This window comes from Sphingobium sp. SA916, assembly GCF_002894065.1.
Lineage (GTDB): Bacteria > Pseudomonadota > Alphaproteobacteria > Sphingomonadales > Sphingomonadaceae > Sphingobium > Sphingobium fuliginis.
This window is the reverse complement of the sequence record NZ_LXYF01000049.1, coordinates 18,479-33,088: the sequence shown is the minus strand read 5'-3', so window position 1 is coordinate 33,088 and position 14,610 is coordinate 18,479. Positions and strand designations below refer to the sequence as shown.

Genomic DNA, 14,610 nt, shown 5'->3' with positions numbered 1-14,610 from the left:
GAATCGTGCAATGGACGCAAAGACGAGCAATGATCCGCTGGCCTGCCCCGTGAAGGAGCCTGCGGCGCTGCGATCCCTGCTGGGGCGCACCAACCGCGACTGGTGGCCGAACCAGCTCTCGCTCGACATCCTTCAGCAGAACGGCCTGTCCGGCAATCCGCTGGGCGACGATTTCGATTATGCGGCCGCCTTCAAGTCGCTGGACTATGACGCGGTGAAGAAGGACCTGACGGCCCTCATGACCGACAGCCAGCCCTGGTGGCCGGCGGACTATGGCCATTACGGCCCCTTCTTCATCCGCATGGCCTGGCACTCGGCGGGCACCTACCGCACCGGCGACGGGCGCGGCGGCGCCTCCTCCGGCTCGCAGCGCTTCGCCCCGCTCAACAGCTGGCCGGACAACGCCAATCTCGACAAGGCCCGCCGCCTGCTGTGGCCGGTCAAGCAGAAATATGGCCAGAAGCTGAGCTGGGCGGACCTCATGATCCTGGCCGGCAATGTCGCCATTGAATCGATGGGCGGCCCGGTCTTCGGCTTCGGCGGCGGCCGCGCCGACGTGTTCGAGCCGGAAAAGGACGTTTATTGGGGCACGGAGGAGTTCTGGGTCGGCCAGGAGGGCAATGAAACCCGCATCCAGCCGGAAAAGAACATGGTCCTCGAAAGCCCGCTGGCCGCGATCCAGATGGGCCTCATCTACGTCAATCCGGAGGGGCCGGGCGGCAACCCCGACCCGCTGCAATCGGCCCGCGACATTCGCGAAACCTTCCTGCGCATGGGCATGAACGATGAGGAGACCGTCGCGCTCACCGCCGGCGGCCACACCTTCGGCAAGGCCCATGGCGCGGGCGATGCATCGAAGGTCGGCAAGGAACCCGAAGGCGCCGACATCGCGCAGCAGGGCCTTGGCTGGCAGAGCGGCTATGAAAGCGGCGTGGGCGATCACACCATCACCAGCGGCATCGAAGGCGCGTGGACGCCGACGCCCCGGGCCTGGGACCACAGCTTCTTCCACATGCTGCTCGACTATGAATATGAGCTGGTGCGGAGCCCGGCGGGCGCCAAGCAGTGGCAGCCGGTGAACCAGAAGCCCGAAGACCTGGCCCCCGGCGCGCACAGCCCCGACAGGCGCGTGCCGACGATGATGACCACGGCCGACATGGCGTTCAAGATGGACCCGGAATATCGGAAAATCTCCGAGCGGTTCCGCAACGATCCCGCCGCGTTCGAGGATGCCTTCGCCCGCGCCTGGTTCAAGCTGTGCCATCGCGACATGGGACCGAAGGCCCGCTATCTCGGCCCCGAAGTCCCCGCCGAAGACCTGATCTGGCAGGACCCGATTCCGGCGGTCGACCATCCACTGGTCGACGCTTCGGACATCGCCGCGCTCAAGCAGAAGATATTGGCGTCCGGCCTCAGCGTCGCGGAACTGGTGACGACCGCCTGGGCGTCGGCCTCCACCTATCGCGGGTCGGACCATCGCGGCGGCGCCAATGGCGGGCGCATCCGGCTGGCTCCGCAAAAGGACTGGGACGTGAACCAGCCCGAACAGCTTTCCCGCGTCCTCTCCGTACTGGAGAAGATCAAGGCCGAGTTCGACAGTGCGGGCGCGAAGAAGATTTCGCTCGCCGACCTGATCGTGCTGGGCGGATCGGCCGCGATCGAGAAGGCGGCGGCGGATGGCGGGCGCAGCATCGAGGTGCCCTTCACCCCCGGCCGCGCCGACGCCTCGCAGGAACAGACGGATGTGCAGAATTTCGAGGTGCTGGAGCCGAAGGTCGACGGCTTCCGCAACTATCTGCCCGTGCCGTTCAGCGTGCCGGTCGAGGAACTGCTGATCGACCGCGCCCAGTTGCTGACCCTCAGCGCCCCGGAAATGACGGTGCTGGTCGGCGGGCTGCGGGTGCTGGGCGCCAATCATGGCGGGTCCGGCCATGGCGTGTTCACCGACCGTCCGGGGACGCTCAGCAACGACTTCTTCGTCAACCTGCTCGACATGGGCACGGCGTGGAAGGAGGTGGAGGGTCACAAGGACATCTTCACCGGCACCTGCCGCAAGTCCAATGAACAGAAATGGACCGGCACGCGGGTCGACCTGGTGTTCGGATCGAACGCGCAACTGCGCGCCCTGTCGGAAGTCTATGCCTCCGCCGACGCGGGCGACAAGTTCGTGAACGACTTCGTCGCCGCCTGGACCAAGGTGATGAACGCCGACCGTTTCGACCTGGCGGCATAAGGGGTCGGGCCGCTCCTTCGGGGGCGGCCCTTTCCACGGCGCCCTGCATGGGGTCGACGCTAAGCCTTTCGCTGAATTGAGCTTGCCCGCTTTTCATGCGACAGTGCCGCCGCCATGATGCGGAGACTCGCCGTGCATGATCATCTGAAGGATGCTGCCGAGGCAGCGGCCCTCACGGACAAGGAACTGGCCGCCATCCGCCGCAGGATGGGCGACCCGAAGAACCCGTCCGGGTTCGAGCAGGCCGTGCTGGACGAAATGGAAAGACGCCATCTGCAACCGCGCCACTGGTGATCGCCCCGGCGCTTGCTCCTGCGCCATGCTATTCCGCCAGGACGGTGCGCGGCGCGATCCCCAGCCCGCGCTTGATCGCGCGTTCCATCCGGCCGAAGCGGCTGAACTGGATGATCCAGGCTCCCCGCGCCCTGGGCGTAAGGTTGGCGCCGGTATAATGCAGGGTAAGCGGCGTATGGATGGTCAGCCCACCCGCCTCGATCGGGCATGCGACCCGCTCGCCGGCTTGCGGAACCGCCGCCTCCCGGCCCAAAGTGCCCGATATGCGCGTAACATGACCCCGGCGCGATGGCTGCCGGGGACGAACTCCATGCAACCTTGCTCAAGGCTGGTGTCCTGAAGCGGAATCCACAGGTGGAGCCGGGCAAGGCCCCCGGCATGCGCCCCGCCGCCCAGCTTCCGATAGGCGATGTCCTGATGCCATGGCGTGGTCGTGGCGGAATGCCCGGGCTTGAAGATGATATGGTCGAAGGCGAAGTGCATCGGCCCCGCAATGGCATCGACCAGCCGCTGGCTCCGCACGAACACCTCGGTCGCCATCAGGCGCGGCGCCAGGTTGGAGGCATAGCGTATCTCATGCTGGCTGAGCCGCGCAGGGCCGGCGCCCGCCAGCCCGCGCCCCATGTCCATCCGGAAACGGTCGCCGGGACGGACAGGATCATCGAGCGCCGCGACCAGCAAGCGGTGGATTTCGACGATCTCCTCCACGGAACGGGCGGAAAAGGCGTCCCTGATCACGGTGAACCCATCCCGGATCAGTGAGGATCGAGCCGTCGCGACGTCGAAAGCGCTCATAGCCCGCTCCATGATGTGGGGGATTCAGCCTATCACCGATGGCAAGGACGGGCGATCAGTGGGAACACCTAAAGCATCCGACCGGATCGACTTTCAGCCCCGACAGAAACAACCGCCTATTTCAACATCGTGCGCAGCAAGGCGCGCAGTTGCGCAGGCTTCACCGGCTTGCCCAGCAGCGGAATGCCCCAGCCGTCCATCCGGGCCTTCAGCGCCTCGCCCCGGTCGGCGGAGATCATCACCGACGGCACCGCCCGCCCGAAATGGCCGTGCAACCGCTCGATCACGGCATCCCCTGTCTCGCCGTCGTTCAGATGATAGTCGACCAGGATGACATCGGGCGCCTCGCCTTCCGAAAAGGCGGCGACCGCCTCCGCGAATCCCCCGGCCGTCGCCACGGTACAGCCCCATCCGCCCAGCAGGGTCGACATGCCGGTCTGGATCGCCCGCTCATTGTCGACCACCAGCACCTTCAGCCCGCGCATCGACCGGTCGCTGCGCGGCGCGCTGCCCCCATCGCCCTCTTCCACCACCGCCTCGCCCTGCGGCACGCGGATGGAGAAGGTCGCGCCCTGCCCCGGCACCGATTCCAGCGTCACTTCATGGCGCAGCATGTCGCTCGCCCGGCGGACGATGGCGAGGCCCAGCCCCTTGCCGCCCGCCCCCCTGCCCCCCGGCGTGTCGAGGCGGCGGAATTCCTCGAAGATCAGTTGCTGCTTGTCGACGGGGATGCCGGGACCGCTGTCGGCGACGCTCAGCCTTATCCCATCCGCCTCCGCGACGCAGGCGACGCGCACCGACCCGCGCTGGGTGTAGCGCAGCGCATTGGACAGGAAATTCTGGAGAATCCGCCGCAGCAGCCGGATGTCGGAGCGGACCCAGACCGGGGCCGTCTCCACCGCCAGCACCAGCCCCGCCGAACGCGCCATCGGCGCGAATTCCGTCCGCAGCGTATCGAGCAGCCGATCGATGCGGAAATCGCTGATCTCCGGCTGGATCGCGCCCGCGTCGAGGCGGCTGATCTCCAACAGCGCCTCCAGCAGATCCTCGACGGAATCCAGCGCGGTGGACGTCTGGTTGACCAGCGCCCGCGTCGGCAGCGCCAATCGCCGGTCGCCCAGCGCCGCGACGAACAGCCGCGCCGCGTTCAATGGCTGCAACAGATCATGACTGGCCGCCGCCAGGAAGCTGGTCTTGGACAGGTTCGCCTTCTCCGCCGCCGTCTTGGCGTCCATCAACTGCGCCTCGATCTGGCGCCGCTCGGCCACCTCCGCCTCCAGTTCGGAGGTGCGCTCCGCCACCCGCCGCTCCAGCGTCTCCGCCGTCTCGCGCAGCGCCGCCTGCGCGCGCAGCATGTCGGTCACGTCGGTGAAGCCGATCACCTGCCCGCCCCGCTCCATGGCGTTGCTGCGAATCTCGAAGCTGCGCCCCCCGGCATGGACCAGTTCGCTGCGATGGCGCGCCCCGCCCCGGTCGAGGCAGCCCCTGTCGTCCATCCCCAGATTGCCCCGGCACCAGTCCAGCAGCGCGGCATGGCTATCCCGCTCCTGCGCCCAGTCCTCCGGCAGTTCCAGCAGCCGTTGCAGCGCCTCGTTCCACGCCGCCAGCCGCCCCTCGGCATCGAACAGGCACACGCCTTCGGAGAGGTTGTCGAGCGTCGCCTGCAGCACAATGTTGCGCTCGGCCAGTTCCCGCGCGCGGTCGCGGGCATCCTCCGCCTTCACCTCGGTGATGTCGGTATAGATGCCGACGATGCCGCCCTCGCTGGTGCGCAGTTCGTTGATCTGCACCCAGCGCCCGTCGGACAGCGCCTGCACATGCCCGCCCTCCGCCACGCTATGGCGCGCCAGCCGGTCCGACACCCATCGGTCCTGTCCCACCGGGCGGTGATGCGCCGCCGCCAGCTTGGCGATCTCGTCGAAGCTCATGCCCTCGCGGATATGGTCCGCAATCTCCGGCCAGAAACCCAGATAGGCCTCGTTATAGAGGACCAGCCGGTCCTCCGCGTCGAACAGGACGAAGCCTTCGTTGATCGAATCGATCGCGTCGCGCAGCCGCATCCGCGCCGCGTCCGCATGGCCATGGGCGGAGGCGAGGTCGGCATTGGCCTCCGCCAGCTTCGCCAGCGCGTCTTCGAGCTGCACGGTCCGCTCGCGCACCATGGCTTCCAGCGAGATCGCGGTCTCGAACATCGAAAAGGCGTTGCCGGCCATGTCGCTCGACCGTTCGACCCGGTCGATCAGCGCCGCATTGATCCTGCGCAACTTGCGGTTCTCTTCCCGCAACGCCTCCAGTTCGGCGGAAGAGAGGGCCGCGTCGGTCATCGGCCGATGGCAAGGCCGCTGAAGGTCTGGTTGACGTGCAGCGCATGATATTGCTCGCCATAGGTGTTGAAGCCGATCACCCGATGCCGCCCGTACAGCTCCGACACGGCGCGGCTGATCTGCCGCTGCTCGGCATCGATGCGGTTCAATACGCAATCGAAGGCGATGATCCGGTCCACCGGTCCCACCTCCGCCGCAATGTCCGCGAACAGCGCGTCCATCCGCGCAATACGGTCCACCGGCTCGCCCACGGTCATCACGATCCCCTCGTCGATGGCGCAGTAGAAGGTAAGGCTGCCGTCGGGATTCGCGCTCTGGATCGACCGCACATGATAATCGCCCCCGGCCCGCACCATCAGCGGATGCGCGGCATAGAAGGCGACGCCCAGCGCCTCGCCCGCATGACCCGCCAGCCGCAGATATTCCTGCGCGGCGGGCTCCGCATTGATCTCGGTCACGATCCGGTCGTTCGGGATCGCCCCGGTGACGACCATCTTCGCCTCGCTCGGCCGGTAGTGCTGCGCCTTGAACACATGCAGCGGGCGCGGCGTGGACAGGATCGCCACCACCGCCGCATGGCCATGGAAGCGCCCGCCATGGAAGACCGCCGTCTCCCGAAAGGCCATGCCGTCGCCCGACGACCCGCCGATCAGCGCAATGTCGCCCAGCGCGTCCTGGATCGTCATGGTCAGCAATTCTTCCCGATGCGACAGCCCGTCGACCAGGAACAGCGCGACATGATTGACCTTCCCGCCCAGATGGCGGCTCTCCCGCTCCGCCTGCGCGGCCAGCCCGCGCACCGCCTGCCGCGCGGCGGCGGGATCGAAATTCTCGATGTCGTCGAAACAGAGCGAGGTCATGTGAAAGGCCGAAGCCGGAAAGCCGATGACGCTCAGGCTGTCCTCATCATAGCCATTTTCGGTCAGCTCGCCCGAACTGGTGCAGCCGATCGCCACCACGCCCTCCGTCCGGCGGTTGACCGCCCGCGCCAGCGCCTCCCGGTCGAAACGATGCGAACAGAACAGCAGCATCCCGGCCAGCGGTTCGTCCCCCAATTGACCGGCGACTTCCGCCATGGCCTTGGCCGGATCGCCCGCATGGCTTGACGCAAAGGCGATCTCCGATGCCAGCACCGTCATGTTCCTCTCCCCGCATTTTCTCCCTGTTCTTTTCTTGTCTAATGGGAATCAGCCGCCGCGCAAAGGCTCTCCCGCCGCTTCCAGCGCCGCATTCTCCTCATCGGTGAAGACGCGCGAGCGGACGATGAAGCGCATCCCCTCCGGGCTTTCCAGCGACATGCCCGCGCCCCGGCCCGGCACGACGTCGATGGTGACTTGCGTATGCCGCCAATATTCGAACTGCGCCGCGCCGATCCACACCGGCACGTCGCCCGCGATCTGGCCCAGCAGCACATCCTGCCCGCCGGTCCTGAACTCGCCCCGCGGAAAGCACATCGGCGCCGACCCGTCGCAACAACCGCCGGACTGGTGGAACATCAGCGGCCCATGCCGGGCCGCCAGCCGGGCGATCAGGACTTCGGCTTCCGGCGTGGCGAGGATGCGGGGTGGAAGGTTCATAATGATCTCCAGTCCCCCTCCCGTAAACGGGAGGGGTTAGGGGTGGGCGCGACCCCGGACTTGATCCGGGGGAGCTTCCAGCTTAGCCATTGCAGAATGGCGCTGAGGTTGCGCCCGCCCACCCCCCGGCCCCCTCCCGCCTGCGGGAGGGGGAAGAAGAAAAAGGCGGACGCCCGGGAGAGGCGCCCGCCGAACCGAAGGCGTGAAGGGGGAAGGACCCGCCTTCGGCATGCGATCCGCCCCTCGCCTCAGAAGAACCCCAGCGCCTTGGTCGAATAGCTCACCAGCAGGTTCTTCGTCTGCTGATAATGATCCAGCATCATCTTGTGCGTCTCGCGCCCGATGCCCGACTGCTTGTACCCGCCAAAGGCCGCATGCGCCGGATAAGCATGGTAGCAGTTCGTCCAGACCCGCCCGGCCTGGATGTTGCGCCCCATGCGATAGGCCGTGTTCCCGTTCCGGCTCCACACCCCGGCGCCCAGCCCGTACAGCGTGTCATTGGCGATATGCAGCGCGTCCGCCTCATCCTTGAAGGTCGTGACCGACAGCACCGGGCCGAAAATCTCCTCCTGGAAGATGCGCATCCGATTATGCCCTTCCAGCACGGTCGGCGTCACATAATAGCCCTGCTCCAGCTCACCGCCCAGATGCGCCCGCGTGCCGCCGGTCAGCACCTTCGCGCCCTCGTCCCGGCCGATGTCGATATAGGAAAGGATCTTCTCCAACTGGTCGTTCGACGCCTGCGCCCCGATCATCGTCGCGGGGTCGAGCGGGCTGCCCTGCACGATCTTCTGCACGCGGGCGACGGCGCGCTCGATGAACTTTTCGTAGATGCTCTCCTGCACCAGCGCCCGGCTGGGGCAGGTGCAGACCTCGCCCTGATTGAGCGCGAACATCGCAAAGCCTTCCAGGCATTTGTCGAAATAATCGTCGTCCGCATCCATCACGTCGGCGAAGAAGATGTTGGGCGACTTGCCCCCCAGTTCCAGCGTCACCGGGATCAGATTCTCGCTCGCATATTGCATGATCAGCCGCCCGGTGGTGGTTTCCCCGGTAAAGGCGATCTTCGAAATCCGCTTGTTGGTGGCGAGCGGCTTGCCCGCCTCCACGCCAAAGCCGTTGACGACGTTCAGCACGCCTTCGGGGATCAGGTCGCCCACCAGGTCCATCAGCACCATGATCGACATCGGCGTCTGCTCGGCGGGCTTCAGCACCACGCAATTGCCCGCCGCCAGTGCCGGGGCCAGCTTCCACGCCGCCATCAGGATCGGGAAGTTCCAGGGGATGATCTGCCCCACCACGCCCAGCGGCTCATGGAAATGATAGGCCACCGTGTCATGGTCGATCTCCGCGATGGAGCCTTCCTGAGACCGCACGCAGGCCGCGAAATAGCGGAAATGGTCGATGGCGAGCGGAATGTCGGCGGCGGTCGTCTCGCGGATCGGCTTGCCGTTGTCGATCGTCTCCGCCATGGCGAGCAGGTCGAGATTCTCCTCCATCCGCTGCGCGATGCGATTGAGGATATTGGCCCGCTCCGTCGCCGAACGCTGGCCCCAGCCTTCCCTGGCCCTGTGCGCGGCGTCCAGCGCCAGCTCGATGTCCTCGGCCGTCGAACGGGCGATCTTGCACACGCTCTGCCCCGTCACCGGCGAAAGATTGTCGAAATATTCCCCGCGAACCGGCACCACCCACTGGCCGCCGATGAAATTCTCATATTTATCGCGGATCAGCGTCTTCCCCGCGAACCGCGCCATTGCCTGCTGTAACATCATCCTCTCCCGGACTCGTCTGAAAGTTGAGGGACAGGATGAACCTTTCGGACAAATGGACAATTAGACCTTGGGTCGGGCCTGCCCATGAAGCCGGAAAACCGGGACGCTCAACCCCCGCCGCCATTCATCGCCGCCTGCACCCGCAACCGGGGGAAAACCGCTTCCAGCGGCTTGGTGTCGGGCAGCACATAGACATAGCCGCCCTTTTTCCGGAACAGCGGGCTGACGTTCTTGCCGTAAAAGGCGGTGGGCAGGTTGATGCAGCCGAAGGTGATGCGATTGTCGTCGCCGGTGGGCGAGAGCATCCGCTCGCGGCGGCGTTCCCTTTTCGGCGCGCCCTTGGGAATGGGGTGCAGCGCCACCGACGTGGCATAATCGACCCACAGCACCTTCTGCCGCCCCGCCGCCAGCCCGAATTTCGCCAGGAAGCGCCCGGCGGGCGTCGTCTTTTCCGCCGGGCCGATCTCCGCCAGATTCTTCGATCCGATGCCGGGGCTCGCCTCGTCCCCGACGGCCACGCCGATCAGGACCGGCGCATGACCCAGCGATTTCCCGCTGGCGTCATAGAGCGAGAGAACCGCCGCCTTCTTGTCGACGATGATATAGGGCAGCGCGCCATTGTCGCGGGACGCGGCGATCCAGTCGGCCACGCGCGCCGCTTCCCCGGACAGCTTCGCTCCCGCCTCCTGCGGCATGTCCGCCTGCGGTTTCGCCGGCTCCGCCGCCCGGACGCCCTCCGTCGCGGGAATGGCCGGCGCAAGCACCGCCAGCGCCAGGAACAGTGGGATCATCGCTCAATGCACTCGAAGGAAAGCGCCGGCGCCCAGGACGGACGCCGGCGCGGGAACACCGGATTCGGCCCCGTTCCGGGCGTCAGTTGCGCGGCCGCTTGCGCTGATTTTCCTGCATGCGCTGCTCGATGCCGTCGACGCGGGCATTGATCTGGTCCAGCCGCTGGCCATTGTTCTGCGCCTGGCCGGATGCCGCCTGCGCCTCCGCCAGCGCCGATTTCGCGGTGGCGTCCGTCGCCTGCAGGCGCGAGTCGAGCGCATCGACGCGCTGGTTCACGGCGGCGACCTGTTCCCGCACGAAGCCCTTGGTGGCACAGCCCCCCAGCGCCAGCGAACCCACCAAAATCACCGCCAGAGGCGCGAATTTCGTGAAAGACCGCGACATCTCCATTCTCCTTATAGTTAACGAACCGTCCCCGTCCCAAGCCGAGCGCCGGATTCCGGACAATGGGATTCTGTCCGGCTGTGCATCCGCTCGGGTGAATGGATGGGACTGCCCGGGTGGGCCAACCGGGGGCGCGGGATTTCGTCAGCGGCGCGCGCCCGGCCGCCGCCATTTCCGGGGCCGTTCCTCCTCCCCCAGCAGCAGCATGATGTCGCCATAGCCGGCGAGCAGGCTTTCCAGCGACCGCACCGCCTGCCAGCCCCCCGGGAAAAGCGCGCGGAAAATATGCGACTTGTCCTTCATCGGCATCCTCCCACAATAAGTCCTGTCCGGCGCGCCTCTTGGCGGGCGTGCCTTGCGGCGCTTCAGCGAGCGCCGTCGACCAGGATCACGCGATATTCCGCACCGGCAAGCCGATGCTGCAATGCTTCCTGATAAGCGGGCGAGTGGTACCAGGCCCGCGCCGCATCCAGATCGTCGAACTCCAATATGGCGACGCCGTCGGGATCGGGCCCTTCCACCGCATCATGCTCCCCATAGAAGGCGAGCCGCCGGGCCGGCTTTTCCCCCCGCGCCTTGACCGCCAGCGCGGCATAGGCGGCCATCTCCCCGGCATCGTTCAGCCGGTCGCGGATCATGACGACATAAGCGGGCATGGACGGTCCTCTCCTCTTCCTGTCATGCGCGGGGGCGGCAGGGCGGGAAGCGCGCCCGGCCGCAATCCCCTACGCCCCTTCCGTCACCTTGGCGGAGGCCTTGCGGGTCCGGGCAGGCTTCTGGTCCTTGCCCAGCACGATCTTCGTCGTCATCAGATAATGTTCGCGCATCAGCTTGATCGCCAGATCGGCGTCATGCGCCAGAAAGGCGTCGGCCAGCTTGCTATATTCCTTCTCCAGATTCGAACGCTTGGACGGCGAGGAGATGGAGAGCCAGCGATAGCGCTCGCTCTGCAGCAGCAGCATGTCGCGCACCCGGAGCAGCCAGGGATTGTCGCATGTGGCGACCAGCGCGTGATGGAAGGCGTGGTGCGCGTCCGCCCATTCCTGCGTCACCTTGCCGTCATCGTCGTTGCGCGGCGTCCGCAGCAGGCCGTGCAGCGCCGCGACGATCCCCTTTTCCCAGGCGATGGTGGCGTTCGCGATGGCGGAGCGGATGCAGGGCTCCTCGATCAACAGGCGCACATCCGTCAGATGATGCAGGTCCTCGGCCGCGATCTCGCTCACGCGGAAGCCGCGCTGCGGTTCGGCGGTGACCAGCCCTTCTGCGGTGACCCGCGCCAGCGCCTCGCGCACCGCGCTCTGGTTCGCCCCCAGATTCTCGCACAGGTCGGAAATGACGAGCTTCTGACCGGGCGGAAGCGCGCCGTTCAGCAGCCGGGACCGGATCTGCTCGTAAACGCGGTGGGTGCGGCTGGGCGCCGGTGATTTCTCTGCCATTCGCCCTTGATAGTTCACTTTTCCCCCATCTACAACCGTTACAACAAAAAGTGCACTTTCTGTTGACTCATGGACAATACTCGCACATCGTCCGCGCGACCGCCCGCCTCCCCCGGGGCCGGTTTCGGGCCGGGACCGCGAACGGGCAAATGGCATGACATGGCCGACCACTCGTCGGCTGGAATCGGGATCAAGCATGAAAGACAAGGTCATCATCTCCTGCGCCGTCACCGGCTCCATCCACACGCCGACCATGTCGGACGCGCTGCCGGTCACGCCGTCCGAAATCTCGGAACAGGCGATAGAGGCGGCGGAGGCCGGCGCCGCCATCCTCCATCTCCATGCGCGCGATCCCAGGGACGGCCGACCCTCGGCGGACCCCGCCCTGTTCATGGAATTCCTGCCGCGCATCAGGCAGGGCTGCGACGCCATCTGCAACATCACCACGGGCGGCAGCCTCACCATGACGGTCGAGCAGCGCCTGGCCGCGCCGCTGCTGGCGTCGCCCGAAATGTGCTCGCTCAACATGGGCAGCATGAATTTCGCGCTCTATCCGATGGCGGATCGCTACCGGCAATGGAAGCATGACTGGGAGGAGCCCTATCTGCGGGAATCGGACGATTATATCTTCCGCAACACCTTCCGCGACATCGGCAAGATCGCCCATGCGCTGGGCGATGCCCATGACGTGAAGTTCGAACATGAATGCTATGACGTCGGTCATCTGTACAATCTGGCGCATTGCATCGACCGCGGCTTCTTCAAGCCGCCGGTCTTCATCCAGTTCATCTTCGGCATATTGGGAGGGATCGGGGCGGAGGTCGACAACCTCCTCTTCATGAAGCGGACCGCCGATCGCCTGTTCGGACAGGATTATCACTGGTCGGTGCTGGGCGCGGGACGCCATCAGATGCCGCTCGCGACGCAAGCGGCGCTGATGGGCGGCCATGTGCGCGTGGGGCTGGAGGACAATCTGAACATCGCCCAGGGGCGGCTCGCCTCCAGCAATGCCGAACAGGTGCGCAAGGTGCGCGCGATCATCGAAGATCTGGGCCTGGAGATAGCGACCGCCGATGAAGCGCGCGCCCGGCTCGGCCTCAAGGGCGGGGACAAGGTCGCCTTCTGATGCCCGCGCGTCGATAGCGCCGGATCGGCCGGCCCGGAATCCGTGGCTCGATTCGCGCCCCGCCCTTGAAAAGACAGGCGACGATCACGATCAATGATATTATAGACATCATGTGATGGTCCGCCGCTACCGGTGCGGACGACAAGAGAAGGAAATGCCAGAGTGACCGCGGAAATCATCCTCGCCCATCCCGTCCGCACCCCGATCGGGAGCTATAACGGCACGCTCAAGGACGTGCCGGCGGCCGAACTGGGCGCCGTCGCCATCCGGGAAACCGTGCGCCGCGCAGGGCTGTCGCCGGATGCCGTCGGCGCGGTCACCATGGGCAATGTGATCCAGGCCGGCAACAGGATGAACCCGGCGCGCCAGGCGGCGATCCACGCCGGGCTGCCGGTCTCGGTCCCCGCCCTCACCGTCAACCGGGTCTGCGGATCGGGCGCGCAGGCGATCGTGACCGCCGCGCAGGAAGTGCAGCTTGGCCTGCACGACGTCGCCATCGCCGGCGGCATGGAGAATATGGACCGCGCGCCTTATCTGATGACCGGCGGCCGCTGGGGTTATCGCATGGGCGACGCCGCGATCATCGATTCCATGCTGCATGACGGCCTGAACGACGCCTTTTCCGGCCAGCATTCCGGCTGGCATACGGAGGATCTCGTCACCCGCTCCCAGATTTCGCGGGATGCGCAGGACCGCTGGGCCGAACGCTCGCAGAAGCGCTTCGTGCAGGCGCAGTCGGAAGGCCGGTTCGCGGCGGAGATCGCCCCCGTCACCATCAAGGGCCGCAAGGGCGACGTCAGCTTCGCCAGCGACGAGGCGCCCCGCGCCGATACGACGCTGGAGGGACTGGCCCGGCTGAAGCCCGCCTTCCGCCCGGACGGCACGATCACCGCCGGCAATGCCCCCGGCCTCAACAGCGGCGCATCCGCGATGCTGGTCGCCACCCGCGCCTGGGCCGAGGCGAACGGCGTCGAACCGGCGGGCCGGATCGTCTCCTACGCCGTCGCCGCGCTGGAGCCGGGCCTCTTCGGCCTCGCGCCGGTCCCTGCCGTGGTGAAGGCGGTCGAACGCGCCGGCTGGAAGCTGCCGGACGTGGAGCGGTTCGAGATCAACGAAGCCTTCGCCGCCGTACCCCTGGCCATCATCAAGGAACTCGGCCTGCCGGAGGACATCGTCAATGTGGAGGGCGGCGCGATCGCCCATGGCCATGCCATCGGCGCGACCGGCGCGGTGCTGACGACCCGGCTGCTGCATTCGATGAAGCGGGACGGCGTGCGGCGGGGCCTTGTCACGCTTTGCATCGGCGGCGGCCAGGGTATAGCGCTCGCACTGGAAACGCTGTGACGGCGGCACGGATGCGGGGGAAAGATCGGTCATGAACGGTTTCGATACGATAAGCGCTCTGGCGCGGGGCGAACTGCCCCGCCCGCCCATGGCCGATACCGTGCCCTTCACCCTTCTTCCGCCCGAAATGGGGCGCGTGGAGCTGAGGGCGACGCCGGGCGAACGCTTCCTCAACCTTGGCGGCGTCGTCCATGGCGGCTGGGCGCTGACCATGCTGGATTCCGCCATGGGCCTCGCGGCGGCAACCACCTTGGACGAGGGCGGTTTCGCCCCCACCTATGAAACCAGCGTCAAGTTCCTGCGGCCCATCCCCGCCAATATCGGGGAAATGCGGGTGATCGGCACCGTCATCTCGCGCGGCCGGTCCCTTGTCGCGTTGGACGGACGCATCGAAAGCCTCGACAACCGGATCTTCGCGCACGGCACGTCCACCTGCGTCGTTCCCCGCTGAACGCGGGGCGCACCATCTTTCAGGAGCATCGCATGCTGAACCGAAGCATCCGTTCCGCGACGATCTGGACGATCAGTCCGTC

The 14,610-nt window shown here is 66.5% G+C and carries 16 protein-coding genes; 5 read left to right on the top strand and 11 right to left on the bottom strand.

The genetic code is table 11. The annotated features are described in order from the left end of the window. Positions 1–10: 10 nt before the first annotated feature. Both katG and A8G00_RS15525 read left to right on the top strand, forming a co-directional pair. Positions 11–2,233 (top strand): catalase/peroxidase HPI, encoded by a 2,223-nt coding sequence (gene katG / locus A8G00_RS15530; RefSeq protein WP_025551352.1) that lies wholly within the window; start codon positions 11–13, stop codon positions 2,231–2,233. A 114-nt stretch (positions 2,234–2,347) separates the two neighbouring features. Next, the gene (locus tag A8G00_RS15525; protein ID WP_037483860.1) at positions 2,348–2,527 is read left to right on the top strand and encodes a hypothetical protein; all 180 of its coding nucleotides are present in this window, start codon (positions 2,348–2,350) and stop codon (positions 2,525–2,527) included. A gap of 28 nt (positions 2,528–2,555) precedes the next feature. Here the strand turns inward: A8G00_RS15525 and A8G00_RS25915 are convergent, their stop codons facing one another. From A8G00_RS25915 to A8G00_RS15475, 11 genes are all read right to left on the bottom strand, one after another. Further along, positions 2,556–2,780, bottom strand: a complete 225-nt coding sequence (locus A8G00_RS25915) for a phytanoyl-CoA dioxygenase family protein (RefSeq protein WP_103001097.1) — start codon at positions 2,778–2,780, stop codon at positions 2,556–2,558. Then, positions 2,711–3,322, bottom strand: coding sequence for a phytanoyl-CoA dioxygenase family protein (locus A8G00_RS15515; protein ID WP_172451872.1), 612 nt, complete (start codon positions 3,320–3,322; stop codon positions 2,711–2,713). Before A8G00_RS15515 ends, A8G00_RS25915 begins: the two co-directional genes overlap by 70 nt. Positions 3,323–3,438: 116 nt before the next feature. After that, the gene (locus tag A8G00_RS15510; protein WP_103001095.1) at positions 3,439–5,646 is read right to left on the bottom strand and encodes a NahK/ErcS family hybrid sensor histidine kinase/response regulator; all 2,208 of its coding nucleotides are present in this window, start codon (positions 5,644–5,646) and stop codon (positions 3,439–3,441) included. Then, the gene (locus A8G00_RS15505) at positions 5,643–6,785 is read right to left on the bottom strand and encodes an FIST N-terminal domain-containing protein (protein ID WP_044661018.1); all 1,143 of its coding nucleotides are present in this window, start codon (positions 6,783–6,785) and stop codon (positions 5,643–5,645) included. The genes A8G00_RS15510 and A8G00_RS15505 overlap by 4 nt, the downstream gene beginning before the upstream one ends. Before the next feature lie 48 nt (positions 6,786–6,833). Then, positions 6,834–7,223 carry a DUF779 domain-containing protein gene (locus A8G00_RS15500; RefSeq protein ID WP_044661017.1) on the bottom strand — a complete coding sequence of 130 codons (390 nt, stop codon included), beginning with the start codon at positions 7,221–7,223 and terminating at the stop codon, positions 6,834–6,836. Between the two features lie 248 nt (positions 7,224–7,471). Then, the gene (gene adh / locus A8G00_RS15495; RefSeq protein WP_044661016.1) at positions 7,472–8,992 is read right to left on the bottom strand and encodes an aldehyde dehydrogenase; all 1,521 of its coding nucleotides are present in this window, start codon (positions 8,990–8,992) and stop codon (positions 7,472–7,474) included. Positions 8,993–9,102: 110 nt separating this feature from the next. Continuing rightward, positions 9,103–9,786 carry a hypothetical protein gene (locus A8G00_RS15490; RefSeq protein ID WP_025551455.1) on the bottom strand — a complete coding sequence of 228 codons (684 nt, stop codon included), beginning with the start codon at positions 9,784–9,786 and terminating at the stop codon, positions 9,103–9,105. An 82-nt stretch (positions 9,787–9,868) separates the two neighbouring features. Beyond that, positions 9,869–10,171, bottom strand: a complete 303-nt coding sequence (locus A8G00_RS15485) for a hypothetical protein (RefSeq protein ID WP_025551453.1) — start codon at positions 10,169–10,171, stop codon at positions 9,869–9,871. A gap of 144 nt (positions 10,172–10,315) precedes the next feature. After that, positions 10,316–10,474: a hypothetical protein gene (locus tag A8G00_RS25235; RefSeq protein ID WP_157009794.1), complete on the bottom strand. Its 159-nt coding sequence runs from the start codon at positions 10,472–10,474 to the stop codon at positions 10,316–10,318. 62 nt (positions 10,475–10,536) lie between these two features. Then, positions 10,537–10,827 carry a DUF1330 domain-containing protein gene (locus A8G00_RS15480; protein WP_044661015.1) on the bottom strand — a complete coding sequence of 97 codons (291 nt, stop codon included), beginning with the start codon at positions 10,825–10,827 and terminating at the stop codon, positions 10,537–10,539. A gap of 69 nt (positions 10,828–10,896) precedes the next feature. Beyond that, a complete protein-coding gene (locus A8G00_RS15475; protein ID WP_025551449.1) occupies positions 10,897–11,607 on the bottom strand; it encodes a GntR family transcriptional regulator in 711 nt (236 codons plus the stop codon). 196 nt (positions 11,608–11,803) lie between these two features. Here A8G00_RS15475 and A8G00_RS15470 point away from each other — a divergent pair, with 196 nt between their 5' ends. The 3 genes from A8G00_RS15470 to A8G00_RS15460 all read left to right on the top strand — a co-directional run bounded on the left by A8G00_RS15470 (position 11,804) and on the right by A8G00_RS15460 (position 14,528). Then, a complete protein-coding gene (locus A8G00_RS15470) occupies positions 11,804–12,733 on the top strand; it encodes a 3-keto-5-aminohexanoate cleavage protein (protein ID WP_103001093.1) in 930 nt (309 codons plus the stop codon). Between the two features lie 162 nt (positions 12,734–12,895). Continuing rightward, the gene (locus A8G00_RS15465) at positions 12,896–14,077 is read left to right on the top strand and encodes an acetyl-CoA C-acetyltransferase (RefSeq protein WP_025551447.1); all 1,182 of its coding nucleotides are present in this window, start codon (positions 12,896–12,898) and stop codon (positions 14,075–14,077) included. Between the two features lie 31 nt (positions 14,078–14,108). Continuing rightward, complete coding sequence (locus A8G00_RS15460) at positions 14,109–14,528, top strand: PaaI family thioesterase (protein WP_226870507.1); 420 nt, start codon at positions 14,109–14,111, stop codon at positions 14,526–14,528. Positions 14,529–14,610: the final 82 nt, after the last annotated feature.

Bases quoted from the DNA above. Each gene is read 5' to 3' on its own strand.
- A8G00_RS15475 (WP_025551449.1), bottom strand. From the start codon at position 11,607: ATGGCAGAGAAATCACCGGCGCCCAGCCGCACCCACCGCGTTTACGAG.
- A8G00_RS15525 (WP_037483860.1), top strand. From the start codon at position 2,348: ATGATGCGGAGACTCGCCGTGCATGATCATCTGAAGGATGCTGCCGAG.
- A8G00_RS15490 (WP_025551455.1), bottom strand. From the start codon at position 9,786: ATGATCCCACTGTTCCTGGCGCTGGCGGTGCTTGCGCCGGCCATTCCC.
- A8G00_RS15515 (WP_172451872.1), bottom strand. From the start codon at position 3,322: ATGAGCGCTTTCGACGTCGCGACGGCTCGATCCTCACTGATCCGGGAT.
- A8G00_RS15485 (WP_025551453.1), bottom strand. From the start codon at position 10,171: ATGTCGCGGTCTTTCACGAAATTCGCGCCTCTGGCGGTGATTTTGGTG.
- A8G00_RS15480 (WP_044661015.1), bottom strand. From the start codon at position 10,827: ATGCCCGCTTATGTCGTCATGATCCGCGACCGGCTGAACGATGCCGGG.
- A8G00_RS15505 (WP_044661018.1), bottom strand. From the start codon at position 6,785: ATGACGGTGCTGGCATCGGAGATCGCCTTTGCGTCAAGCCATGCGGGC.
- A8G00_RS15470 (WP_103001093.1), top strand. From the start codon at position 11,804: ATGAAAGACAAGGTCATCATCTCCTGCGCCGTCACCGGCTCCATCCAC.
- A8G00_RS15510 (WP_103001095.1), bottom strand. From the start codon at position 5,646: ATGACCGACGCGGCCCTCTCTTCCGCCGAACTGGAGGCGTTGCGGGAA.
- adh (WP_044661016.1), bottom strand. From the start codon at position 8,992: ATGTTACAGCAGGCAATGGCGCGGTTCGCGGGGAAGACGCTGATCCGC.
- A8G00_RS25235 (WP_157009794.1), bottom strand. From the start codon at position 10,474: ATGAAGGACAAGTCGCATATTTTCCGCGCGCTTTTCCCGGGGGGCTGG.
- katG (WP_025551352.1), top strand. From the start codon at position 11: ATGGACGCAAAGACGAGCAATGATCCGCTGGCCTGCCCCGTGAAGGAG.
- A8G00_RS15460 (WP_226870507.1), top strand. From the start codon at position 14,109: ATGAACGGTTTCGATACGATAAGCGCTCTGGCGCGGGGCGAACTGCCC.
- A8G00_RS15500 (WP_044661017.1), bottom strand. From the start codon at position 7,223: ATGAACCTTCCACCCCGCATCCTCGCCACGCCGGAAGCCGAAGTCCTG.